The organism is Microbacterium sp. DT81.1, from assembly GCF_049844955.1.
Lineage (GTDB): Bacteria > Actinomycetota > Actinomycetes > Actinomycetales > Microbacteriaceae > Microbacterium.
In genome coordinates, this window is record NZ_JBNCMA010000006.1 from 41,505 (window position 1) to 63,721 (window position 22,217).

Consider the following 22,217-nt stretch of genomic DNA (forward strand, 5'->3'; position numbering starts at 1 on the left):
CTACGACGTTTCGGACTCCAGCGAGGCCTGGAGCGTCTCCAGCGCGGACTTCGAATCGGTCTGCCCGCCAAGGATCGTCTGCGTGAACTGCTGGAGTCCCTGGCCGCCATCGACCGCTGCGAGATCGGCGAAGAGGGTGGGTGACCGCCAGGACAGCGGCTTGCCGACGGGCTGCCACTCGCCGATGATCTTGACCCACTCGGTGTCGGACTGGAACGCGTCGGATTCGACGATCGACTTCAGCACCGGCAGCGACTCGATCAGCTTGTCGTCCCAGTACACCTTCATGTCGTCGAGGTAGGCAGTCAGGAACGCCTGCGAGCCCTCCTGGCTAGGCGTGTTGGTGTACATCATCAGGTTGTTCACATACCCGAGCGTCCCCGTGTCGCCGCTGTAAGCGGTCACCGGCGAGGCCACCACGATGTCCTCATCAGCGATGACGTGCTGCAGGCCGGCGGTGTGCCAGCCCATCCCGACCTCTTTGCTCCTCCACTGCTCGAAGACGTTGTCGGCGGTGTAGCTCGCTGCGCCCGGGGCCACGGCGCCCAACGCGATCAGCTCTCGCACAAAGTCCATCGCTTCGATGTTCGCGTCGATGACGACGTCTGGTTTCTGTTCCTCGTCGAACAGGCCACCACCGTTGTTGATCATCAGGGAGATCAAGGTCTGCGATCCGACACTGTTACCCGCCCCGGCGCCGATGCCAAATCCGTAGACCCCGTTCTGCGCGAGAGCCTTCGAAGCCTCGATGTACGACGCCCAGTCGGTGGGCACCTCCACGCCCGCCTGCTCGAGCAGCGACTTCCGGTACCAGAGCACACGGTAATCCGCCTGCCACGGCACAGCGGCGTAGCCGTCCGGGGTCTTCATCGACTCGACCGTGCCGGGAAGGAAGTCGTCCAGCTTGCCGCTCTTGCGGAGCGACTCGATGAGGTCGTCGGCGTAAGCGATCGCACCCTGTTCGGCGAACTGGAACGCCTGGAAGCCCGCACCGCTGCTGACCGCCGGTCCGGTCTTCGACGCGATCGCCGAAGAGAAGGTCTGGTAGAAGTTGTTCCACTGGATCTGCTGGTAGCTCGCCTTCGGAAGGCCACTGGCGGGCGAGTAGCCGGTGACGACGGCCTTCGCCTGGTCAGCGTAAGTCTGCGGACCCCAGGGCATGTCCCAGAATTTCAGGGTGCCGTCGCCGCCTCCGGTGGCGCCGCCGCCGCCTCCGGGTGTGCATGCTGCGAGCAGCGGAACGGCGGCCGCCGCGGCGGCGATTCCGAGGAAGCCGCGACGGGTGAAGGTGGATGGTGTTGAGGTGTTCATCATTGGACTCCTACCCGACCTTGCGGTCGGCTCTCTGTGGTGTGTTTGGGTGCGGGTTGTGAGGTGAGGGAATGGGCTCGAGGTGCGGATCGGCGGGGATCGGTGTTGGCTATGACATGGAGGCTTGGCTCAGGAGCAGCTGGCTCGCCGCGTTAAACTCGTGCAGGTCCTCTGGGCGATCGCCGCGTTGGAAGGCGGCGATCACGCGCCGCCACGACGCACGGTGGGCGGACTCCCAGTTGTTGGGCAGCGTGGTCGACCCGTCGGCACTCAGGACAGTGACGATGGCGGGTGCCGCCGTTCCGGGATCCGGTACGGACAGGTGCACGGCGCCGGATGGAGCGAACACGCGGAGGTGGAAAGGACGCTCGATGGCGGGCCCGACGGCGATGCTGATGGTCAGCGGTGCACCACCTGCAACGCTCCCGCTCAGCAGCACAGTGCGCGACTGGCGGTGAAGCACTCGAAGATCCTGCACGGCGCCGACGACACGGTGCGCGATCTGGACGGATTCGTGCACGGCCCCGTCGACGTCCTGGAGCGACGACACGTTCGCGGAGATCTCGATGAAGGAGATGGGAGCATCGATGCTGCTGACCGCCTCGCGGGCATCGGTCAGGGCGGGGTTGGATCGCCAGCGTTGGTCGAGGATGACGAACGCGTTCTGTTCAGCGGCGGTGTTGCGGAGCTCATCGGTCGGCTCCGCCTCCGGTGCGACGACAACGACCCCGAGTGCGCCCTCGAGCAGTGCCTGATTCGCTCGGTCAGTCCAGCCTGCCGCGCCGCTGACTGCGCGCACGTCGGCGTTGTCCGCAACCAGTTCGAGGGTGGCGGGCAGTGATGCGGCCACCCATGTGAGAGCCCCACCCGCCCGGGTCTCCGCATCTGCAGCGATTCTGATGGCGTTCACGCGACGGACTTCCGGTTGTTGCGGACGTGGCTGGATGATTGGTCGGCGAGTGCGATCGCGAACCGAAGGTCGTCGATCAGCTCGACGGGCGGCGGCGGCGCCTCCTGACCTCGCGCGACTCGGGCGAGTGCCATCCACTCCGCCTCGTACCCGCTGAACGCGTACGGCCCGAACGTTTTGCTCGCGGCGCTCGAATAGAGCGTCGCGACGGCGGAGCCACCCTGTACATAGGAAGGGGTGAAGACCGCTCGCAGCGACAGTTCGTCGCCGATGACCTCGAGCGTCCAGTTCGGCGCCGACGTATCTGTGCTGCCGGCCTGCAGGTGGACGACTTTGCCGGACGCGGTACCCGAGATGACGTAACCCCACGGCGACGCGAGTTCGGCGCGCAGCACATCCAGGTCTGCGAACGTGGGCAGGAACTGACGGATCAGGGGCAGATCGTGGATCGCCAGCCCCATGATGCCGTCGGTGACGGCACGGACGGCGGCCTCCGGGTCGGTCTGGTTCGATGCCGGCGATAACGGCCGGGCGACGATGTCGGTGGCGAGATCCTCGAACTGGGAGTTGGGCGGGATGACGACGGTCGAGCGAATGGTGTGGGACGTTTCGATCAGCGAGCCCCATTCCGCCTCCGCGGCCAGCCACGCCGGATCGAACGTGTGCATCGCGCCGACAATGATCGGCACGCCCGTCTGCTCCGAGACCTTCGCGATCTCGTTCGCCTCGTCTGCCGTCATCGCGAAGGGCTTCTCACAAAGGATCGCCTTGGCGCCGGCTCGGCACGCGGCGATGACCTGAGCGGCGTGGAACTGCGACGGACTGCAGATGACGACGACGTCAACGCTCGGGTCACCGAAGACGTCTTCCGCTCGCGTCGTAGACGCCGCGCCAGTCCTCCCTGCCACCGCTTCGGCGGTGGCACCATCGACATCCATGACGACGCGGACCTCGAAGTCGTCGCTCAGCCGAGCAAGCGTCGGCAGGTGAATGGCCTGGGTGACCGGACCCGCGCCAAGAATTCCCACCCGCAGCCGGGGGGCGGTATGGCGGTCACTGGACTGGGTCATCCGGTCTCCCCTTCGAGATTCAATCATGACCGATTGATCATGTTTCAGCCGACTATAACCGATCGATCATCTTTCGGGCAAGTGGGGCGTAAAGTGTCACCTGGAGGACTGATGGGTTCAGAGACACAGGGCGGGCGCGGGGTGCGCGGCCCGTACCGCAACGGCGTAGTCCGTCGACGCCAGATCGTGATGGCCGCCGCCCTCGCCTTTGGGCAATACGGCTACCACGGCGCGTCCTTGCGCCAGATCGCGGACCAGGTCGGCACCACGAACGCGACATTGATCGCGTACTTCGGCAGCAAGGAGGGCCTCCTTGTCGCGGTGCTCGAGCATTGGCGAGAAGAGACCGCCCCGGAGACGGACATCTTCCACGGGCTGGATTACTTCAGATCTTTCGCGTTCTTGATGCGGTACCACGCGAAGCGGCGTGGACTCATCGAGCTCTTCCTGACCATGTCCATCGAGGCCGCGCAGCATGATCACCCCGCTCGCCCGTTCATCCTCGAGCGACAGCTCGCCGGCATCTCCGTGATGGTCGAGAATCTTCGCTTCGCCGTGGAGCAGCGCCAGATCGAGCCGATGAGCCCCGAAACCATGGATGCCGAGGCTCGCTTGATGATCGCGACCTTCGATGGCCTCGAGATTCAGTGGATGCAGACGGACGAGCTCGACCTCGAGGCCATGGTCCGGCGACACGTCGACTCCGCCATCGCACGGTGGACGGCACGCCCCATCGAAGACGTCCGCCGTGAGACCGACGAGTGGCTCGCGACGCATCAACGGGACGGTTCCGTGGAGCTCTCCAACTCCCCGTAGAGGAGGATCAAGGTTTCGACGGCACTCCCCAAGCCGCTGTCCCTCCTCTTGCGCCATGCCGTACCCGGGTTCGTGCCGAAGCCAGGTCCTATCGAGAGGTGTACCGACAGGGCCTCCCTGACTATCGCGGCGCGGCGTAACGTCGTCGTCGCCCGAGCACTGCGCGGACGAGGACTCCGCACCGCAGGGCAGGCATCGCGAAGACTGGAGACGTACATGACGGAGACCAAGGTCTGGCTCATCACCGGCGCGGGGCGCGGTATGGGTGTCGACATCGCACGAGCCGCGCTGGCCACCGGGGATCGAGTCGTGGCCACAGCACGTGACGCTGCGAACGTTGCTGCGGCAGTCGGCGACCATGCCGATCTGCTCGCCGCCTCGCTCGACATCACCGACGCGGACTCGATCGACGCGGCGGTGAAGGCGGCGATAGAGCGGTTCGGCCGCATCGACGTGCTCGTGAACAACGCGGGCAACTTCCAGGCCGGATACTTCGAGGAGATTAGCCCGGACCGGTTCCGAGCGCAGATCGAGACGAACTTCTTCGGGCCGCTCAACGTCACTCGCGCGGTGCTGCCCATCATGCGTCGACAGCGCTCGGCCCACATCATCACGATCACCTCGACCGCCGGCATCGTCTCGGGCGGGTTCGGCAGCGCGTACGGCGCCTCGAAGTTCGCCCTCGAGGGATGGACGGAGTCCCTGCGCGAAGAAGTGGAGCAGTTCGGTATCCGCGTTACGGCGGTCGAACCCGGGTTCTTCCGGACCGAACTGCTCGTGGAGGGTTCGTCCACGCTGTGGTCGGATCTGTCGATCGACGACTACGCAGACACGGCGACAACCATCGAGTCCTGGAAGTCGATGAATGGCAATCAGAGCGGGGATCCCGAGAAAGTGGCAGCGAACCTCCTCAAGGTCGTCGAGCTGGACGATGCGCCAGCACGATGGGTGGCCGGTGCCGACGCCGTGCAGGGCATCACACGAAAGGGTCAAACGCTCATCGACCAAGCAAACGCCCACCTCGATCTGTCCACGGGCCTCGACCACAGCGACGCGCCGGGCAGTGCTTGAGGCATCGGCAGTCGCCAGAAGTACGGAGGGACGACGCCCCTCCGTCTTACGGACGCAAACGGGACGCAGCTGAGCACTGTGCGCAGTCAAGACCGGCAGCCGAGAGCAGATCGGTCAGTGAGCAGGTCGACGGGATAGCCCAGGTCACCCCGCAAATGCAGCTCACCCTCGCTCAACGTACGCGAACGTCGCTGAATGTGGCTGAAAGTGCGGAGACGGAGGGATTTGAACCCTCGGACCCCTTACGGGGTCTCCACCTTAGCAGGGCCCCGCTTTGCCTTACAGGCGCGAATCCATGCACTCCTCGCACTCGTGCCACACACAGAACACAGCATCATCCGAGGGCTCGGTACGCACTGAGTACGCACGGATCGTTACCCCGATCTGCCATCCCATCCCGCACAGGACCTACTCTCTGGTCGTGGCTGACTCCCCCGGAAAAGCGATTGTGCGCATTGATCTCGACGTCCAGTCCGACTCCGCCGAGGCGCTCACCAAGGCAGCACTCGCCCGCACCCAGACCTGCGCGGGCGGCGCAGATTGCGGCGGTGACCACTGACGCGTGGTTTCGGATCAGCAGGTCACCTGCTTCCGGCGCGGGCTTGGCCATGTCCTCGACCTCCACTTTGTCGGGTCCGCCATAGCGGCGGGACACGAGGGCCCGCATGGTGTCGTGGCCGCGGACGCTGGGGGTGTTGAGCACGTGATCGATCATTGGTCTGCCCTTGTCTCGGCTGTTCAGTTGGCGGGGAGACGGCGGCCCTTGATGAGCAGCCAGAAGATGATCGCGACTTCGCCAACGAACATGAACTGAGCGAAAAGGGCGCTGAAGTCGGGGATGAAGAGCATGCCGCCGGCATCCGCCAGGTATCCGATGCCGGCGATGGCGAGCAGGATGCCGAAGACCTTCGGGACGAAACCAGACCGGAAGGCGAGGTACCCGACGAGTAGCAGCGAGAAACCGAAGAGGCCCAGGCTGATGACCCAGATTTTGTTGAACGACTCCAGCACGGGTAGTGCGGCCTCGGGATCGCCGAGCAGCGAGAACCCGATCACCAGCTGGCTGGTCGCAACCACCAACAGCACCGCGTACACGGTCCTTGTCCAGGCGGCTGCCGCGGAGATCCGACGGCTCACGGGCCGGAACAGTGTGTACAGCGCTCCCGCCACGACGACATCCAGGATGGCAACAATGAAGAAGCTGACGATACCGGCGAAGAGCAAGAACGGCGCGCCGGAGATGTCGTGGGCAGTCTGCACAGCGTCGCCCGGAGTGATCAGGGGCACGAACGCGCCGAAGTTACCGAAGCCGCCCAGCACGGCCATCACGGCGAGCGATACTCCGGCGACGATCGCCGCAGTGCGGGGCGACCAGGTTGTGAAGTTGATCGAACGTTGCGAGACATCCGGCTTAGCGGTGTCCAGTGCTGTAGGAGTCATTGGATTTCCTTACGTTGTATGCTTATGTTGTAAGCACCGTACGCCTACGTGGTAAGGTTGTCAATGGACCGAAGGGTGACGCCATGGCAAGGGCATCGAATAAGACCGGTGTTGCGGCACGCCGCCGCTTGAATCGGGACCAGGTGCTGAGCACGGCCATTGCACTTGCCGACGACGCCGGCATCGAAATGCTTACGATGCGCCGGCTCGGCGAAGAACTCGGGGTGGAAGCGATGTCGCTGTACACCCATGTCGCCAACAAAGAAGACCTGCTCACCGCGATGGTCGACGCCGTGTTCAACGAGATCGAGTTGCCCTCGCACAGTGACGACTGGAAGACGGCGATGCGGAAGCGATCGGTGTCATTCCGCGCCGCCCTCTCACGCCACCCCTGGGCCACGGGTTTGAAGGACTCCGGCACCAATCCTGGGCCGGCCACGCTGCGACATCACGACCGCGTGATCGGCACGCTCCGCAACGCGGGATTCTCCGTCGCCATGGCGGCCCATGCATTCTCGGCCGTGGACAGCTACATCTACGGCTTCGCCATGCAGGAGAAGAGTCTGCCGTTTCACACGGAAGAGGAAACGGCTGCGATGGCTCACATCATGCTCGCCCAGCTGCCAGCCAGCGAATACCCCTACCTCGCCGAGCTGACGGCGGACCACGTGCTGCAACCGGGCTACTCCTATGGCGACGAATTCCCGCTGGGCCTCGATCTCATCCTCGACGGACTCGAAGGGTGGCTCGGACGACACCCTGCCGGATCCACCGCCTGATCGCGGCGTGGAAGCCCGCCTCTGCCGATGATCGGTAGGCACCCATCGCAGCCGGTTCGAGACGTCGACCTCGGGATTACCATCGACTCCTCCCCGAGGAGGCGCTCGATGTTGGCGGGGACCCGCGCGGTGCCGGATCGGCTGATGGTCCGCGGGTTTATGCCGCAAGCGCGCAGGGCGTCGTAAGTGGCCGGGGCGATCGAGCCGGAGCCGAAGATGACGTGCTCGGTCGCTCTCACCGCCGCGCCGAAAGGCTCGGCTTGGAAGTCTTTGCGACCGGCTGCGGGAGCAGCACCTGCAGCATGAGGCCGGCGAGCAGGGTGTAGACGAACGCGCCACTGGCCCCGAAGACGATGATCTGCTCCTCTACTTTGATCCCGGCCAGGGTGGTGACCGTCCATCCCAGCGGCCACAGCGCGGCGGTGGCCGGCAGCCAGAGCCAACGGAACCGGATGGTCGCAGGCAGCGCTAAGGTCTGGGCCAGACCGACGATCACGCCGGTGATCAGTCCGGCGAGGGCGAGCGAGCCCAACGATGTCTGGTAGCCGACGGCGAGTGTGCCGGCGGCGAGCCCAAGGCTGGTTCCGATCGTGCTCGCGGTCACCCAGCGGAGCAGCGGGAGGCGTCGGCGGGAGACCAGCGCTTGGACCGCTCCGACGATCAGACCCACGACTGCTCCGCCCACCAGTGCGGAGACGAGGTTATCGACCCGGCCCACGATTGCTGTGCCGAGGAAACCGGCGATCGGGATTGTCAGGAAGCTCAGCATCCATATCAGGAGGTTGCGGAGGAACGGAGCGCGGGTGACGGTGTTGGTCCGGGACGTGGTCTTCAGGGCGACGGGTGTCGTATACATCTTCTGGTGCTCCAAGCGGCTAGTGTACTGTGTACGTGATGGATAACGTACGCCGTAAACGAACTGAGAGTCAAGCGATGTCACAAAACAGACCTTCCAGCCAGGACCGGCCGCGCCGGGTGCGCAGCTCTGTCACCTCCGATGAGATCCTGCTGGCCGCGGAGCACGTCGCCCGTGACGGGTTCGACGCGCTGACCATGCGCGCGGTTGCGACGCAAATGGGGGCGTCGCCGATGGCGCTGTACCGGTACTTCGCGACGAAGGACGAGCTCATCGACGCGATGCTGGATCGCGTGCTGGGTCGGATCAGCCTCGCGCCGGCGACGGATGACTGGCTGGCGGACTTGACCGCGTTCGCCGCCGCTCATCGCGCGGTGCTCTCCGATCACCCCTGGGCGATCGTCCCGCTGTTCACGCACTCCAACCCCGGCACCAACGCGACCGTGATCGGTGAGACAGCTCTGGAAATCCTGGCGCGTGGGGGTATCAGCGGCGCCGACGCAGTGGCCACCTTCTGCGGCATCCTCGCGCTCAACTACGGCTGGTTCGCCTTCAGCACCACCCGAGACGCGACCAGGACGTCCGTGGATCCGGAGGCAGCACTGGCCGCTTCCCTGTCGAGGCTGCCCGCCGACCGGTTCCCGCTCACTCTCTCCGTCGCGGACGAGCTCAGCAACTACGGAAGCGACGGGCACTACAGTGGCGCCCTCGGCCAGCTGATCGCAGGCGTGGGCGTGACCGCCACGAAGTAGCGGGTCGGGGAGCCCTCGGATCTGAGGACTCCCCTCACTCATTCGTGCGCAGCTGCCTGCAGGGGCGCTGGTCAGCCTCGCGCGCGTCGGCCGCTCAGCGACACCGCCATCGCGGGATCCACGACGGCCATGGCCACGGCGACCCGCCGGAGTACCGCGCCTCCGTTCGGGCGTCCTCTTCCATTTGTGTACGTTGTACGTTATAAATAGCGTACAACGTACATGACAGAGAGCCGGAACCGATGAATTTCTGGACCGACACCACCTCGACCGTGATCGCCGGCATCCTGCTGATCGCGGTGCCGATCGCCTTCAACGCCGCCTTCGCCGCGCTTGCGGCGAAGTTCGATTACCCGAACATCCTGCGCAAGCCCACCGCGGAGGTGCTGGCGAAATTCAGTGCCGGCGGTTCGGCCCTGGTGCTGCTCTGGTGGGGATTCGCGATGACGGCGGCGCTACTGACGCCACTCGCGATTCTGGTCTCCGCCTCCCTGCAGGGCGCAGCACCGGCGATCTTGTTCGCCGCAGGTGCGGTCGGAGTGGTCGCCAGCGTGGTGCAGTTCCTCGGTCTGATCCGATGGCCGTTCCTGGTGCCGTACCTGGCACGTGAGTCTGCGAAGTCCGACACCACCCCGGCGAGTCGAGAAGCGATCGACATCGTCTTCCAGTCCTTCAACCGCTACCTCGGCGTGGCGGTGGGTGAGCACCTAGGCTTCCTGTTCACCGGGACCTGGACGGCGCTGGTCGGTGTCGCCATCCTGCAGAGTTCCAACGTGAACGGGTGGGTCGGCGTGGCCGGGATCATCATCGGCATTGCCCTCGCGCTCTGTTCCCTCGAGTTCGTCGGCCACTTCGAGACCAAAGGATGGAGGCCCGCCGCCGTAGCCACCCCATTCGTCTACATCGTCTGGTCACTCTGGCTCGTTGGCACCGGCGTCGCGCTGCTGCTGTGACCCGGGCGATCGTACATTGGCTTCATCTGCGTGCCGTCGTGAGGACTTCACCGCCAAGTGCTTTCTTGGCCGTGAAGTCCGACGCGTGGGCGAGGCTACGGGTTGACGTGCACCGCCACGAACTCGGTGATGATGCGCGCCATCGCGGGCGATTGCGTCCAGTGAAGGTAGTGGGCGCCGTCGAGCACCTGGAGCTGGTGGGTCGTGACGCCCTCGAGTTCGGCCTCGTGGTTCGGCAGCCACTCAGGCATGGTGTCAACGCTTTCGGTGGCGAGCAGCTCGAGCACTGGAAGATCCGCGGCGAACGGCAAAGCGGCGGCCTTCGTCGAGTTGGCACCGATCTGGCTCCACTCATCCGAGATGGAGGGGTTGCCGTAGTTCCAGTTCGTCATCGCGGCTGCACGGCGACGTTCCTCAGCCGTATACGCGGTTCCCGGAGGCTGAATGAGGTCGGGGGCGATCGTGCTGATCACGCGGACCAGGCCGAGTGCGGCGACCACAGAGTCGGTGACCGACGGGGTGCCGACCTCGAGTGAGGAGGTCGTGGCTGCCATGGGGTCGATGCCAATGACTGCGGAGACCTCGTCAGGGTAGGTGTTGGCGTAGTACCGGGCGTAGAGCCCGCCGACCGAGTGCCCGACGAGGATGACGGGCTCGTCGACGCGCAGCTTGGCCAGTACTTCGTGCAACTCGGAGGTGATGTTCTCGATGGTGCGATTGGCGATGTCTAGGTCGCTGTATCCGTATCCGAAGCCTTCGACGACGATCACGTCGAATGCGTCGAGTTCGCGGATGAGCGGCGCGAAGTCGACCGCAGGGGCGGGGGTACCGTACCCGCTGAGCAGCACCATGGTCGGGCCGGATCCGCCGTTGCGGGAGACGTTGATGTCCCCCGCGCTGAGCGTGACTGTCTCGCCGTACGGTGTGAGCTCGGCCTTCTCGGCTGCGGTCGCGGCGGCGTTCGCGATGGTCGATACGAGGGTCAGGGTCACAACGACGCCCAGGCCGATTCCGGCTGCTCGCCCGATGCGCCGCCACCGGCGCCGGCGGGGCGCGGGGGCGGCGGTCGCAGCCGTGGCGGGGGTGTCGATGGGGGTGGCGGTGGTCATGATGTGCTCTTTCCCGTTGGTGTGATGGATGGGATAGCCCAGGCTGGAGTCGTGTTTGTGGGTTGACTTCACGGTAGGTTTCGCTCGCCGACCCACCTAGGACAGGTCGTTGACGATCTCGGCCACGACGACGCCGATCGGCGACCCAGGCAACGTGGTCGTCGGATCTCTCTTCGCGCGGTCGACAACGTGGCTTCGCACCTGCGGTTTATCTGACCAAGCGCACCGCACGCGGCCGGGCGGCGGCTGTCTCTAGGCAGTGCCGAAGTGGTGGCGGTGCTCGCCGGGGGTGGTGTTGAGTCGTCTTCTGAATGTCCGGTTCATCGTTTCCGGGACACCGAATCCGCAATCTGCGGCGATCTGTTCCATCGACTTGGAGGTGGTCTCCAGGAGCCGGCAGGCGGACTCCATCCGTACCGCTTCGACGTGCTCCGCCGGCGTGATGCCCACCTCGGCTTTGAACACTCGGCTGAACTGACGGTCGGAGAGATGGGCGTGCAACGCGAGTGCCGGGATCGAAAGGTCCGCGGTGAGATTGTCGTTGAGCCAGGTGAGCACGTCGCGCACCGGCTCGTGGTCGCTGGATTGGGCGGCGAGCACCGCGGAGAATTGCGCCTGCCCACCGGATCGCCGGAGGTAGACGACCAGTTGGCGCGCTACCTCCCCTGCTGCTCGTGGGCCGTGGTCGTCTGCGACCAGGGCGAGCGCGAGGTCGATCCCGGCCGTGACGCCAGCCGAGGTCCAGACGTCATCGTCGTGAACGTAGATGGCGTCGGGTTCGACGCTCACGAGCGGATAGTCGCCGGCAAGCAACGCGCAGTCAGCCCAGTGCGTTGTCGCGCGCCTGCCGTCCAGCAGCCCGGCAGCGGCGAGGAGGAACGCTCCGGAGCACACCGAGGTCACCCTGCGGGAGTCGGCGGCGAGCCGAGCTATTTGGTGCACGAGGTGTTCGTCTTCGCTGGCCTCGTGGATGTCGCGCCCGCCAGCGACCACGAGGGTGTCGATCGGGCCGGCCACATCGGCGATCGCGGTAGTCGAAAACTCCATGCCGCTGGTGGAGAGCACTGCTCCGCCCTGGGTGCTGACGAGTTGTGTGCGGTATGGGGGGATGGGGAGAAATCGGGACGCGGTGGAGAAGACCTCCATCGGGCCGCTGACGTCGAGGATCTGGCCCAGCGGGAAGGCGACGATGACGATGTGTGGTTCGGTCACGGCGCTCCCTTGGCAAGGCTGCTGGGGCGCGGGTGGCCGAGATCGTCAACGACGTGTCCTAGGGGGTGCGGAGGTCGAACCCTACCGTGAGGATAAGCCCTCCAGAGAGACGAGACCTCATGTCCACCAAGATTTCCGCAGCCGCACGGCTCCTGGCGGTGGTCGCTCTCGGCGCACTGTCGACGCCTGCTCTCGCCGACTTCGTGCGGTTCGACGCTCAATCAGACGGGCGCCCGGACCTGGCCGCTCTGTCTGATCGGCTCGATCGGGAGGAGCCGCTGATCATGGCCGCCTTGAACGTGCCCGGTGCAGCGGTTGCAGTGGTGCGCGACGGAGAGACCGTTTGGTCCACCGGCTATGGGCTCGCCTCGGTGCGAGAGGGGACGAAAGTGAGCGCGGACACCGTCTTCCAGGTGGGTTCCATCTCCAAGACCCTCACGGCGTGGGGTGTGATGCACCTGGTCGAGACGGGGCAGGTCTCACTGGATGCCCCGATCGAGTCGTATCTCACGAGGTGGGCGTTCCCGCCGTCCGCGTTCCATTCGAGCGGCGTGACGGTCTCCCGAGTGCTCAGCCACACCGCCGGACTCAACCGGGTCGACGGTTACCCCCTGCCCGGTGACCAGCCGCTGCCTTCACTCGAGGAGCACCTCGACGGAAACAACGGCGGAGGGCAGAGCCTCCGAATCGAAATGGAACCCGGCCAGCAGTTCAACTACGCCAACGCCGGCTACACCCTCCTCCAACTGATGATCGAAGAGGTGACCGGACAGCGATTCTCCGACTACATGCAGGAGGTCGTCCTCGACCCGCTCGGGATGACCGACAGCACGTTCGACCCCGAACAGGTGTCCACCCAGGCAACGGGGTATTACCCCAACGGTGTACCTCTGCCGCACTACCGGTTGACCGAGCAGGCAGCCGGTGGCCTCTACACGACAGCCAACGACCTCGCCCTCCTCCTGGCCGCCAGCATGCCCAGCTCCGATGGCGGCCTCGCCGGACGGGGTGTACTGACGAGCGAATCGGTGCAGACCATGATGGCGAGCCGAGACATGCCCGACGGCAGCGTCGTCAGCTTCGGCCACCTGCCCGAGCACCTCGACGGCGGGCTCGCCGGGACGGGCAACAACGGTCACACGGAGGGCTGGATCGCGAACATGGTCATGATTCCCGAACTGGGAGAAGGGATCGTGATTCTCACCAACAGCGACACGGAAAGCACCGGCCTGACGCTTCGAGCCTGGACGCAGTGGCTGGGTGTATCGGAAACATTCACCACGCAGGCCGCCGACGGTGACCTCGACGAGTCCCGCACGATCCTGCTCGGTGGCGCGGCCGTCGTCTTCATCGGCGTCCTGGTCCTCATCATCGTCACCGCCGTCCAGGCGCGGGGCGGTAACCGCCGCTGGCTCTGGCAGACAGGACGGACCACCTCCCGGCAGTTTGCTGTCCGCGGCATAATCACTGCACTCGCCATCGGCGGTCTGATCGCATTCCTCGCCTGGCCGGAACGACAGGTGTACGTAGCGCTGCTGCCGGCCGAAGCAGCCACCGTCCTGGTGACAGTCGTCCTCGCCGTTGCAGCCGTCATCCTGCGCGCGAGCACCAGACAGGCAAGCAAATGAACCGGCTGATCGTGATCCCGGCCCTCGCCGCGATGCTCGCACTCTCCGGATGTGCAACCGGCAACAACTACGCGGTCATGGGAGGCCAGGCACACCTCGAATGCCAAGGCGACGGGAGCACCACTGTCGTCCTCATGGCAGGCATGGGCGACGACTTCACCACCTGGCAGCCGTTCAGAAACACCCTCGGACCCGACGTGAGAACCTGCGCCTGGGATTACCCCGGAGTCGGCGAATCGACCGGGACCGCCCCCATGACAGCGGGCGTAGCGGCAGCGTCGCTGAACGCGACCCTCGCCGCCGCCGGAATCGACGAGCCGGTCGTCCTGGTCGGGCACAGCATTGCTGGCCTCACCGCGCGCCTCTTCGTCGGCCAGCATCCGGACGACGTCGCAGGAGTGGTGCTGTTCGATCCGACCGTCTCATCCTTCGCCTGGCGGTACCACTTCAGCCAGTTCTATCCCAGCTGGGACGGCGCCGTCAGCTCGCGCGAGGTCGATAAGATCACCGCCTGGCCCGACATTCCCTTCGAGATCCTCCGGCACGACCCTGCCGTCTATCGCGACCAGCAGATGTGGGACGCCGAAGTCGAGGACGCCTGGATCGCGGGGCAAGCCGACTTCGCCCGGCTGGCTCCCGCGGGAATCGTGTCCGAAGTGCAGGGCGCCGGCCACTACGTGCATCTCGACCAACCGCAGATCGCTGCAGACGCCGTCCTGCGCGTCCTCGGCGAGATCGATTAGGTGGGGCGATGGTCTCCCGCTTGGTGCTCTCCGTCGCCCTGCTCGCCGGGCTCACTGTATACGCCATCGTCGCCCGGCACCTTCGCCACAAAGAGGTGATCGCTCGAATCATCGCCTACGGAGCAACCCGCCGAGCGCTGGAGCAGAGCGCATTCCGCCTGCCCAACGCCGGCCGGTCCACGCGCCCGGATCCACTGGCATGGTGACGCTCAGCGTGCTCCCCACGATCCGCGGCCCGTCCCGTCGCCGCCTCGGCTTCGCATCCCATCGTCGCTGTACGGCGGCGGCGCCCTCTACCTCAGTCGGTGCACAGATGGGAAGCTGAGGGCAGGTAACCCGCCCCCGTGATGATCAGGTGTTCGCAACTGTCGGATGCGCACGAGCGTTCGGAGATAGTCGGAAGCGGGCCTTCGGGAGGGATCGGTCATCATGAATGCATCGATCGACGCAACGGGGCTCAATCGATGACGGTCGCACCGGGGATGGCGTTGGCTGACCGCTACGAGCTGTCGAGTCGGATCGCGGTCGGCGGCATGGGTGAGGTGTGGAAGGCATCGGACCGCGTGATCGGCCGCACCGTCGCGGTCAAGATCCTCAAGGCCGAGCTCGTCGACGCGCCCGGTTTCCTGGAGCGTTTCCGCGCGGAAGGCCGGCACGCGGCGCGGGTGGACCATGAGGGCATCGCACGCGTGTACGACTACGGCGAAGCGGGCGGGACGGCATTCCTGGTGATGGAGCTGGTCAAGGGTGAACCGCTCTCGGCCGTCCTACGGCGGGAGGCACGGCTGCCGCCGGATCGCGTACTGGACATCGTCGCGCAGACGGCGCACGCACTCTACGCCGCTCACTCAGCGGGCCTCGTGCACCGGGACATCAAGCCGGAGAACCTCATGCTCACTGCGGACGGACGGCTGAAGGTCACTGATTTCGGGATTGCACGCCTCGCCGATCAGGTCCCGTTCACCGTCGCCGGCCAAGTCATGGGGACCGTTCAGTACATCTCTCCGGAACAGGTAACTGGCAGACCGGTCACTGCGGCCAGTGACATCTACTCGCTGGGCGTGGTCGCCTACGAAGCATTGGTGGGACGGCGTCCGTTCACCGGCGACTCGCCAGTGGCCATCGCTCTGGCGCAGGTGAATGACGCGCCGCCGACGATGCCTCCCGACCTGCCGGACCGGGTGCGCGACCTAGTTCTTTCGTGCATGGCGAAGGACCCTGGCGGGCGGCCGCGCTCGGCCGCCGACCTCGCACGCTCGGCAGAGCAGCTCCGGGTCGCATTGGCGACGAAATCCGGAGGTGAACCGCGCGCGGAGGCGGTTTCCTCTGCGGGTGAGCCGGCCCTCACAGCGTCATCGCGTCCGTTGCTGAACACGAAACTCTACCGACCGAAGCCGCGGCAAGGGGCGGTGTCGCGCCCGCGACTGCTGGAGCTGCTTGATCGGGGACTTGCATCCAGCCTGACGATCGTCTCCGCGCCGGCGGGTTTCGGCAAGTCGACCCTGCTTGCCGTCTGGCTTGCGCAGGCTTCCGCAGATGGAGAGGGTGAGCCCGCCGCGTCCTGGCTGTCGCTCGATTCAGGTGACAATGATCCGGCGCTGTTCTGGACGTATGTCATCGCATCACTGCGGTCGATCGCGCCGGACGTGGGGGCGGAGGCGCTTGCGATGGTCCAGACGCCCGGCCCTGTCTCTCCGCAGGCACTGCTCACCGGCCTCCTCAACGACCTCGCCGGCGTCGGGCGTGAGCTCGTTCTCGTCATCGACGACTACCACGTCATCGAGACACGGGTGGTGCACGAGGGTCTCGGGTTCCTGATCGCCAACATGCCGCCGAACGTCCACCTGGTGCTGGCGAGCCGGGCCGACCCGCCGCTTCCCATCGCACGGCTCCGGGCGCGCGGTGATCTGGTCGAGGTTCGCGCTGCCGACCTGCGGTTCACCGCGGAGGAGGCGTCTGACTATCTCACCCGCGTGATGGACCTGCCGCTGACGTCGCAGCAGATCAGCACCCTCGACGATCGCACGGAGGGGTGGATCGCCGCACTTCAGCTTGCGGCGCTGTCGATGCGTGGTCGAGACGACCTCGGAGATTTCGTCGCGGGTTTCGCCGGGGACGACCGTTACATCGTCGACTACCTGGTCGAGGAGGTGCTGCAGAACCAGCCGCCGGAAGTGCGCTCCTTCCTGCTGCACACCTCGATTCTCGGCCGCATGAATGCGCCACTCGGCGATGGGGTCACGGGACGCGGGGACAGCAGAACCATGCTCGATGTGCTTGATCGGGCCAATCTGTTCCTGGTGCCTCTCGACGACCACCGTCGGTGGTATCGCTACCACCACCTGTTCGCAGAGGTGCTGCGGGCGCGGCTGATTGAAGAGCAGCCGGACGACGTGCCAGAGCTGCACCGCCGGGCGAGTGCGTGGCTTGAGCAGCACGGCGAACTCGACTCGGCGATCCAGCACGCCGTGGCTGCGTCGGACCACGGGCTGGCTGCGCGGCTCATCGAGGCTGCCATGCCGGCGATGGCGCGGGATCGACGGGAAGCGACGCTGCGCGGCTGGATGGAGGCGCTCCCAGACGAAATCTTCCGCACACGACCCGTCCTCAGTCTGGGCTTTGCCGGCGCCCTGCTGTCCACTGGTGAACTGGCGGGTGTGGAGGCTCGACTGCGCGACGCAGAGCGATGGACGGATGCGTCGGACGGCGGAGGACCCGATCCGGATCAGCTCGTGGTGGTCGATGCGGATGCGTTCCGGCGCCTGCCCGGCACCATAGCGATCTACCGTTCGGGGCAGGCGCTGGCCCGCGGAGATACGACAGCCACCGTGGCGTATGCCCGGCGGGCGCTCGACCTGCTCGACGAAGACGACCCGTATTTCCGGGGGGCGGCCGCGGCGCTTGAGGGCCTGGCGCTGTGGGGAAGCGGCGACTTAGAGGGCGCGTACAACGGCTACGCGGAGTCCATCTCGAGCTTCCTACGCTCGGGGCATGTCGCTGACGTGCTTGGCTGCACGGTCACCCTGGCCGACATCCGCTTGACACAGGGTCGCCTGGGCGACGCGATGACGAGCTACGAAACCGCACTGCAATTGGCGCTCGGTCAGACGCCGCGGGTCCGCCGCGGCATCCCGGACATGCATATCGGGATGAGCACGATCCTGTACGAGCGCGGTGATCTCGAGGGAGCAACCGAGCACCTGGAGCTCGGCGCCGCACTGGGCGACGCCGCCGGATTGCCGAAGTACCGGTATCGCTTGAGACTGGCCATGGCCCAGCTGCGAGAAGCCCAGGGAGACCTGTCCGGCGCGGTCGAACTCCTGGATCAGGCAGAGCACTTCTTCGTTGCAGACATGGGGCCTGTGGTCCGCCCCGTTCCCGCGACGAGGGCCCGCGTCTGGCTGCAGCAGGGAAGGGTCGCCGAAGCCCTGGCGTGGGCCCGCGGGGCGGGAGTGTCCGCGGAAGACGACCTCAACTATCTGCGGGAATACGAGCACATTACACTCGCGAGGACACTGCTCGCGCAGCATCGCCGACAGCGTGAAGAGCAACCGCTTCGGGACGCCTCGGCGCTCCTGGCGCGTCTTCTCCAGGCAGCCGATGCCGGGGGAAGAACCGGAAGCGTCATGGAGATCCTCGTGCTGCAGGCTCTCGCATACCGCCAGCACGGCAACGTTCCGGATGCCGCTGCCGCGCTGGAGCGGGCTCTGCTGCTCGCCGAGCCCGAGGGTTACGCCCGGCTGTTCGTGGACGAGGGCGCCCCGATGGCCGAACTCCTCGGGACGATCGCGGCGCGCGATCCTGTCCGGGCGTATGCCCGACGGCTGCTGACGCTGTTGGGCGCTCCAGAGGCTGCCATGCCGGGTGGCGATCGAGTGGCCGGTCTCGCGGAGCCGCTGAGCGAACGGGAGCGGGAGGTCCTCCGGCTCCTCGCCACCGAGATGAACGGGCCTGAGATCGCCCGTCTGCTCGTCGTGTCACTGAACACGGTGCGCACTCACACGCAGCGGATCTACACCAAGCTCGGTGTGAACAGCCGACGAGCGGCCGTTGTCCGCGCCCGGGAACTGGGTGAGCTCGGGCGGGGCGGGGGGACACCGCCCTCTTGAGTGGCCACGGTCAGTCGTCGATCGTACGCACCGCGAGGAGGACCATTCCGAGATCGCGGATCTTGATCAGGATGCCGTGCAAGGCGGCCTGGTCGGCGACGGGACCCCGCAGCGTCGTCGTCCCGTCCGGCTCTCGGGTCATCGTCAGGTCGCCGAACCACTCGCCCCAGCGAGCGTCGAGGTGCTGGCCGACGCGCACTTCATACCCGCCGGGTTCGTCCCGTCTCGTCCCGGAGCTCATGCTGGGACCCCGGTCTGGTCAGCGGCGGGGCGAACGACACGTCTGGGTGTCCGACGGATGATCCACTCGGCGACAGCGAGATTGATCGCCCAGCCCGCGCCGTTCAGCAGAGCGATGCTCAGCTCGCTCTCGCCGAAGATGCCCTCGCCGAAACCAAGGGTGAACACCTGGGTGGCGGCGCCGAGCCCGATGGCGAAGGCGCGGATCATCCATGCGCGGTGCCGTGGGAGTCGACGCTGTCGAATGGCACGGAATCCGAGGATGATGCACAGCGCCAGCCCGGCCGCGGCCAGAAGCCGGAAGACGAACAGCAGCGGAGAGTAGTCCGCCAGGGTGGCGAATGCCAGCCATATGCCCGAGCCGGCGGCGAGCAGAGCTGCCAGTGTCGCCAGTCGCCCGGCGATCCGGTGCCACGACGGCCGGCGTCGCCGAAAGCCTGCCGAGAACTGGAGAGCGCCGAGGACGACGAAGACGGTCGCCCCGACGACGTGCAGAATGACCGGGAGCGACATCCCGCCGCCCTCGCCGGAGGAAGGGGTAGCTGGGGCGACGGCCATGGCGACTCGTCGGAGCGCGTTGGCGAGGATGGGGACCAGCCCGAATGTGATCAGCCCGGCGGGGAGCAGCCAGCCGGCACCGCGTCGGCGCGCGGGCCGGACACCGGGCGCGGACTGGGAGGTCTTGAGGCTCATCGGTGCTCCTGATCGGTATGGCCCGCAGCATCTGGGGGGCGATGACTGCAAGCTACGCAGCGATGTGGTGATGGGGCATCAGCACTTCTGGTGATCCTCATGGTGATCACTCGTACCGGAGGGCGTCGATCGGGTTCTGGCGGGCTGCCCGCCGAGCCGGCAGGGTGCCGGCGAGGAAGGCGATGAGCATCACGGTGAGCAGGATGGACGCGACCGGCACGAGCTCGAAGCGCAGCACTTGCAGCCCCTCGAGGTCGGTGAGGAACCTGTCGACGATGAGGCCGTTGGCGGCGCTGCCTATCCCGATAGCAGCGGCCGCGCCGAGGACACTGCCGAGGAATCCGATGAAGACGGCCTCTGTGCTGAACAGGGCGTAGATGCTTCCGCCTCGCATCCCCATCGCCTTCATCAGCCCGATCTCGCGGGTGCGTTCCTGCACGCTCATGAGCAGCGTGTTGACGATGCCGAATCCGGCGGCGATCAGCGCGATGACGGCGAAGGAGTTCAGCACCGCGATGATGCCATCGACGACGGTCTGGATCACGCCGATCTGGTCCGACACCGTGGCCGCCTGGAACCCGGCGTCCGTGAGGGCGGTCTGGATCGTGTCGATCTGGGCTTCGGTTGCCTGGGGGTCGAAGTGCGCGATGGCGACGACGGACTGCTCGGATGTGGCCGACGGCTGCCCGATGCTCTGCACGGCGTGCAGCTGGTCGATCAGGGCCTCGTTCAGTGCGGCACCGGAAGCCATGATCGTCTCATTCTGCACGCCCGCGACCGTGGCGACGACCTCGTGCAACGCTCCGGTGTAATCGGCGACCCCGATCCGGACCGTCGCGCCCACCGCGCTGTCCGCATCCTCGAATCCCAGCGCGTCGACGTACGAGCTGACGAGCAGGATCAGGGGATCGGCGCCTGCGTTGTCGAGTTGAGCGCCGGCCGCCAGGTCGGGAGTGGTGAGATTCGCCGACACATTCACGTCGAGCATGTACTTCCCGCCATGGTCGGATTCGATATAGCGGGGATTGACCTGCCGCACGGCGCTCACATCGAGAATGCCTTCGACCCGGCGGATGGCTTCGAGATCGTCCTTGGTGAGGGGTTCGGTCTCGAACTGGGTGAGGTCGGCGCCGACGATCCCTGCATCCGGGTCGTACTCTGCCGGCCCTTCCTGTTGCGCTGTCTCCTCACTCGCCTTGGTGATGGTGAGGACGTCCTTGGCGCCGAAAGCACCGATCTGGTTGTCGATGTAGTCGGAGACGCCCGCGCCGATAGCGCTGGTGATCGTCAGAGTGAACGCGCCGATGAAGATCGCGAGCACCGTCAGACTGGTCCGCATCTTGCTGCGCAGTGTGTTGCCGACCGCGGTGGTCAGCACGTCGGTGATCTTCATGCGAATGCTCCGATCAGTTCGGGAAGTACTTCACGGCCATCGCTGATGTAGATCTGGCGGTCGCAGCGCGCCGCGAGTTCGGTGTCGTGCGTCACCACGACGAGGGTGATGCCGCTCTCCCTGTTCAACTGGAACAGGATGTCTTCGACCAAGCGACCAGTCACGGTGTCGAGGTTGCCGGTCGGCTCATCCGCGAAGATGAGCTTGGGGTTGTTCACGAGCGCGCGGGCGATCACCGCACGTTGCTTCTGGCCCCCCGAGAGGCTCACGGCCTTGCTCTTGGCCTTGTCGGCCATTTCCAGCTGGTCCAGCACCGCGAGCCCCCGCGCCCGCCGTTCGCGACGCCCTACACCGGCGATCTTCAACGGCAGGATGACGTTCTCTAGGACGCTGGCGTTCGGATTGAGGAAGAACTGCTGGAAGACGAACCCGAAGGTCTCGTTGCGGAGTCGGCTGAGCTGGCGGGAGGTGAGGGAGGCGGCATCCACTCCCCCGACCCGCAACGTGCCGTGGTCGGGCTGATCGAGGAGCGCCAGGAGGTGCATCAGCGTGGACTTGCCGGAGCCGCTCTTGCCGACAATCGCGACGGACTCCCCGCGATCAACCCGGAGGGACACGCCCTTCAGCGCATCGAACCGGCTGGCACCACGACCGTAGGAACGGTGGAGGTCATGAACGTCGAGGATCGCGGCGGGACCTTCGGCCCTCATCGGAGCACCTGTGCGGGGGTGCTGGCGAGCGCCGGGGCGGTCATACGGGTGGTGGACGGCTGCGAGCACAGCACGGCAAGCACGATGGCGCCGGCGACGGGAAGGAAGACCCAGAAGATGTGTCCCCAGCTCGAGCCGGCACCCCGGAGCCGACGCACGGTGACGGCGAGCGTGGGCAGGAGGACAGCGAGTTGCCAGACGGGGGTGAGCGTCGGCACGCTCAGCGCTGTTCCGTCAAGGGAAGCGAGTGTCGGACCAGAGAGGGCGGCGAGGGCGGCGCCGACCAGCACGGTGAAGAGGATCCACCACCAGAACTCCGACCGACTCGCGGTGCCAGAGAACTCGGCGTAACGGTGGAACCCGCCACGGATGGATTGCGGGAAGGTCATGAGGTGCCTTTCGAAAGAGGGTGAGGGAATGCG

At 66.1% G+C, this 22,217-nt stretch carries 22 protein-coding genes and 1 pseudogene; 11 read left to right on the forward strand and 12 right to left on the reverse strand.

Annotated elements, in window-relative coordinates; all coding sequences use genetic code 11:
* The 3 genes from ACLQ2Q_RS16100 to ACLQ2Q_RS16110 all read right to left on the reverse strand — a co-directional run bounded on the left by ACLQ2Q_RS16100 (nt 1) and on the right by ACLQ2Q_RS16110 (nt 3,291).
* A complete protein-coding gene (locus ACLQ2Q_RS16100; protein ID WP_425821689.1) occupies nt 1–1,311 on the reverse strand; it encodes an ABC transporter substrate-binding protein in 1,311 nt (436 codons plus the stop codon).
* 109 nt (nt 1,312–1,420) lie between these two features.
* On the reverse strand, nt 1,421–2,161 hold the full coding sequence (locus ACLQ2Q_RS16105; protein WP_425821691.1) for a hypothetical protein: 741 nt from the start codon (nt 2,159–2,161) through the stop codon (nt 1,421–1,423).
* Between the two features lie 56 nt (nt 2,162–2,217).
* A complete protein-coding gene (locus tag ACLQ2Q_RS16110) occupies nt 2,218–3,291 on the reverse strand; it encodes a Gfo/Idh/MocA family protein (protein ID WP_425821693.1) in 1,074 nt (357 codons plus the stop codon).
* Nucleotides 3,292–3,402: 111 nt separating this feature from the next.
* Here ACLQ2Q_RS16110 and ACLQ2Q_RS16115 point away from each other — a divergent pair, with 111 nt between their 5' ends.
* The 3 genes from ACLQ2Q_RS16115 to ACLQ2Q_RS16125 all read left to right on the forward strand — a co-directional run bounded on the left by ACLQ2Q_RS16115 (nt 3,403) and on the right by ACLQ2Q_RS16125 (nt 5,737).
* The gene (locus ACLQ2Q_RS16115) at nt 3,403–4,107 is read left to right on the forward strand and encodes a TetR/AcrR family transcriptional regulator (protein ID WP_425821695.1); all 705 of its coding nucleotides are present in this window, start codon (nt 3,403–3,405) and stop codon (nt 4,105–4,107) included.
* A 216-nt stretch (nt 4,108–4,323) separates the two neighbouring features.
* Nucleotides 4,324–5,178: an SDR family oxidoreductase gene (locus tag ACLQ2Q_RS16120; RefSeq protein ID WP_425821697.1), complete on the forward strand. Its 855-nt coding sequence runs from the start codon at nt 4,324–4,326 to the stop codon at nt 5,176–5,178.
* A 421-nt stretch (nt 5,179–5,599) separates the two neighbouring features.
* On the forward strand, nt 5,600–5,737 hold the full coding sequence (locus ACLQ2Q_RS16125; RefSeq protein ID WP_425821699.1) for a hypothetical protein: 138 nt from the start codon (nt 5,600–5,602) through the stop codon (nt 5,735–5,737).
* A gap of 179 nt (nt 5,738–5,916) precedes the next feature.
* Here the strand turns inward: ACLQ2Q_RS16125 and ACLQ2Q_RS16130 are convergent, their stop codons facing one another.
* On the reverse strand, nt 5,917–6,618 hold the full coding sequence (locus ACLQ2Q_RS16130) for a DUF4386 domain-containing protein (protein WP_425821701.1): 702 nt from the start codon (nt 6,616–6,618) through the stop codon (nt 5,917–5,919).
* Between the two features lie 83 nt (nt 6,619–6,701).
* Between ACLQ2Q_RS16130 and ACLQ2Q_RS16135 the strand changes: the two genes are divergently transcribed.
* Nucleotides 6,702–7,397: a TetR/AcrR family transcriptional regulator C-terminal domain-containing protein gene (locus ACLQ2Q_RS16135; RefSeq protein ID WP_425821703.1), complete on the forward strand. Its 696-nt coding sequence runs from the start codon at nt 6,702–6,704 to the stop codon at nt 7,395–7,397.
* Nucleotides 7,398–7,632: 235 nt separating this feature from the next.
* On the opposite strand, the gene ACLQ2Q_RS16140 is transcribed toward ACLQ2Q_RS16135, so the two are convergent.
* Nucleotides 7,633–8,268, reverse strand: coding sequence for a hypothetical protein (locus ACLQ2Q_RS16140; protein WP_425821705.1), 636 nt, complete (start codon nt 8,266–8,268; stop codon nt 7,633–7,635).
* 62 nt (nt 8,269–8,330) lie between these two features.
* Here ACLQ2Q_RS16140 and ACLQ2Q_RS16145 point away from each other — a divergent pair, with 62 nt between their 5' ends.
* Complete coding sequence (locus tag ACLQ2Q_RS16145) at nt 8,331–9,005, forward strand: TetR/AcrR family transcriptional regulator (protein ID WP_425821707.1); 675 nt, start codon at nt 8,331–8,333, stop codon at nt 9,003–9,005.
* 242 nt (nt 9,006–9,247) lie between these two features.
* The gene (locus ACLQ2Q_RS16150; protein ID WP_425821709.1) at nt 9,248–9,958 is read left to right on the forward strand and encodes a DUF4386 domain-containing protein; all 711 of its coding nucleotides are present in this window, start codon (nt 9,248–9,250) and stop codon (nt 9,956–9,958) included.
* A gap of 95 nt (nt 9,959–10,053) precedes the next feature.
* On the opposite strand, the gene ACLQ2Q_RS16155 is transcribed toward ACLQ2Q_RS16150, so the two are convergent.
* Nucleotides 10,054–11,067 carry an alpha/beta fold hydrolase gene (locus ACLQ2Q_RS16155; RefSeq protein WP_425821711.1) on the reverse strand — a complete coding sequence of 338 codons (1,014 nt, stop codon included), beginning with the start codon at nt 11,065–11,067 and terminating at the stop codon, nt 10,054–10,056.
* 252 nt (nt 11,068–11,319) lie between these two features.
* On the reverse strand, nt 11,320–12,279 hold the full coding sequence (locus ACLQ2Q_RS16160) for a GlxA family transcriptional regulator (protein ID WP_425821713.1): 960 nt from the start codon (nt 12,277–12,279) through the stop codon (nt 11,320–11,322).
* 119 nt (nt 12,280–12,398) lie between these two features.
* Between ACLQ2Q_RS16160 and ACLQ2Q_RS16165 the strand changes: the two genes are divergently transcribed.
* From ACLQ2Q_RS16165 to ACLQ2Q_RS16185, 5 genes and pseudogenes are all read left to right on the forward strand, one after another.
* Complete coding sequence (locus ACLQ2Q_RS16165) at nt 12,399–13,907, forward strand: serine hydrolase domain-containing protein (protein WP_425821715.1); 1,509 nt, start codon at nt 12,399–12,401, stop codon at nt 13,905–13,907.
* Entirely contained in the window at nt 13,904–14,650 is a 747-nt protein-coding gene (locus ACLQ2Q_RS16170; protein ID WP_425821717.1) for an alpha/beta fold hydrolase, read from the forward strand. Before ACLQ2Q_RS16165 ends, ACLQ2Q_RS16170 begins: the two co-directional genes overlap by 4 nt.
* An 8-nt stretch (nt 14,651–14,658) precedes the next feature.
* A complete protein-coding gene (locus tag ACLQ2Q_RS16175) occupies nt 14,659–14,856 on the forward strand; it encodes a hypothetical protein (protein ID WP_425821719.1) in 198 nt (65 codons plus the stop codon).
* 258 nt (nt 14,857–15,114) lie between these two features.
* A pseudogene (locus ACLQ2Q_RS16180) lies at nt 15,115–15,924 on the forward strand (serine/threonine-protein kinase); the annotation flags it as partial.
* Between the two features lie 135 nt (nt 15,925–16,059).
* Entirely contained in the window at nt 16,060–18,759 is a 2,700-nt protein-coding gene (locus tag ACLQ2Q_RS16185; protein WP_425822324.1) for a LuxR C-terminal-related transcriptional regulator, read from the forward strand.
* 10 nt (nt 18,760–18,769) lie between these two features.
* On the opposite strand, the gene ACLQ2Q_RS16190 is transcribed toward ACLQ2Q_RS16185, so the two are convergent.
* From ACLQ2Q_RS16190 to ACLQ2Q_RS16210, 5 genes are all read right to left on the reverse strand, one after another.
* Nucleotides 18,770–19,000 (reverse strand): hypothetical protein, encoded by a 231-nt coding sequence (locus tag ACLQ2Q_RS16190; protein WP_425821721.1) that lies wholly within the window; start codon nt 18,998–19,000, stop codon nt 18,770–18,772.
* Nucleotides 18,997–19,692: a DUF2306 domain-containing protein gene (locus ACLQ2Q_RS16195; RefSeq protein WP_425821723.1), complete on the reverse strand. Its 696-nt coding sequence runs from the start codon at nt 19,690–19,692 to the stop codon at nt 18,997–18,999. Before ACLQ2Q_RS16195 ends, ACLQ2Q_RS16190 begins: the two co-directional genes overlap by 4 nt.
* Before the next feature lie 106 nt (nt 19,693–19,798).
* Nucleotides 19,799–21,085 (reverse strand): ABC transporter permease, encoded by a 1,287-nt coding sequence (locus ACLQ2Q_RS16200; RefSeq protein ID WP_425821725.1) that lies wholly within the window; start codon nt 21,083–21,085, stop codon nt 19,799–19,801.
* Nucleotides 21,082–21,795 (reverse strand): ABC transporter ATP-binding protein, encoded by a 714-nt coding sequence (locus ACLQ2Q_RS16205; protein ID WP_425821727.1) that lies wholly within the window; start codon nt 21,793–21,795, stop codon nt 21,082–21,084. The genes ACLQ2Q_RS16200 and ACLQ2Q_RS16205 overlap by 4 nt, the downstream gene beginning before the upstream one ends.
* Nucleotides 21,792–22,184 (reverse strand): DUF805 domain-containing protein, encoded by a 393-nt coding sequence (locus tag ACLQ2Q_RS16210; RefSeq protein WP_425821729.1) that lies wholly within the window; start codon nt 22,182–22,184, stop codon nt 21,792–21,794. Before ACLQ2Q_RS16210 ends, ACLQ2Q_RS16205 begins: the two co-directional genes overlap by 4 nt.
* Nucleotides 22,185–22,217: the final 33 nt, after the last annotated feature.

Bases quoted from the DNA above. Each gene is read 5' to 3' on its own strand.
- ACLQ2Q_RS16190 (WP_425821721.1), bottom strand. From the start codon at position 19,000: ATGAGCTCCGGGACGAGACGGGACGAACCCGGCGGGTATGAAGTGCGC.
- ACLQ2Q_RS16195 (WP_425821723.1), bottom strand. From the start codon at position 19,692: ATGAGCCTCAAGACCTCCCAGTCCGCGCCCGGTGTCCGGCCCGCGCGC.
- ACLQ2Q_RS16165 (WP_425821715.1), top strand. From the start codon at position 12,399: ATGTCCACCAAGATTTCCGCAGCCGCACGGCTCCTGGCGGTGGTCGCT.
- ACLQ2Q_RS16145 (WP_425821707.1), top strand. From the start codon at position 8,331: ATGTCACAAAACAGACCTTCCAGCCAGGACCGGCCGCGCCGGGTGCGC.
- ACLQ2Q_RS16110 (WP_425821693.1), bottom strand. From the start codon at position 3,291: ATGACCCAGTCCAGTGACCGCCATACCGCCCCCCGGCTGCGGGTGGGA.
- ACLQ2Q_RS16100 (WP_425821689.1), bottom strand. From the start codon at position 1,311: ATGAACACCTCAACACCATCCACCTTCACCCGTCGCGGCTTCCTCGGA.
- ACLQ2Q_RS16120 (WP_425821697.1), top strand. From the start codon at position 4,324: ATGACGGAGACCAAGGTCTGGCTCATCACCGGCGCGGGGCGCGGTATG.
- ACLQ2Q_RS16210 (WP_425821729.1), bottom strand. From the start codon at position 22,184: ATGACCTTCCCGCAATCCATCCGTGGCGGGTTCCACCGTTACGCCGAG.
- ACLQ2Q_RS16130 (WP_425821701.1), bottom strand. From the start codon at position 6,618: ATGACTCCTACAGCACTGGACACCGCTAAGCCGGATGTCTCGCAACGT.
- ACLQ2Q_RS16115 (WP_425821695.1), top strand. From the start codon at position 3,403: ATGGGTTCAGAGACACAGGGCGGGCGCGGGGTGCGCGGCCCGTACCGC.
- ACLQ2Q_RS16175 (WP_425821719.1), top strand. From the start codon at position 14,659: ATGGTCTCCCGCTTGGTGCTCTCCGTCGCCCTGCTCGCCGGGCTCACT.
- ACLQ2Q_RS16135 (WP_425821703.1), top strand. From the start codon at position 6,702: ATGGCAAGGGCATCGAATAAGACCGGTGTTGCGGCACGCCGCCGCTTG.
- ACLQ2Q_RS16155 (WP_425821711.1), bottom strand. From the start codon at position 11,067: ATGACCACCGCCACCCCCATCGACACCCCCGCCACGGCTGCGACCGCC.
- ACLQ2Q_RS16200 (WP_425821725.1), bottom strand. From the start codon at position 21,085: ATGAAGATCACCGACGTGCTGACCACCGCGGTCGGCAACACACTGCGC.
- ACLQ2Q_RS16205 (WP_425821727.1), bottom strand. From the start codon at position 21,795: ATGAGGGCCGAAGGTCCCGCCGCGATCCTCGACGTTCATGACCTCCAC.
- ACLQ2Q_RS16170 (WP_425821717.1), top strand. From the start codon at position 13,904: ATGAACCGGCTGATCGTGATCCCGGCCCTCGCCGCGATGCTCGCACTC.
- ACLQ2Q_RS16150 (WP_425821709.1), top strand. From the start codon at position 9,248: ATGAATTTCTGGACCGACACCACCTCGACCGTGATCGCCGGCATCCTG.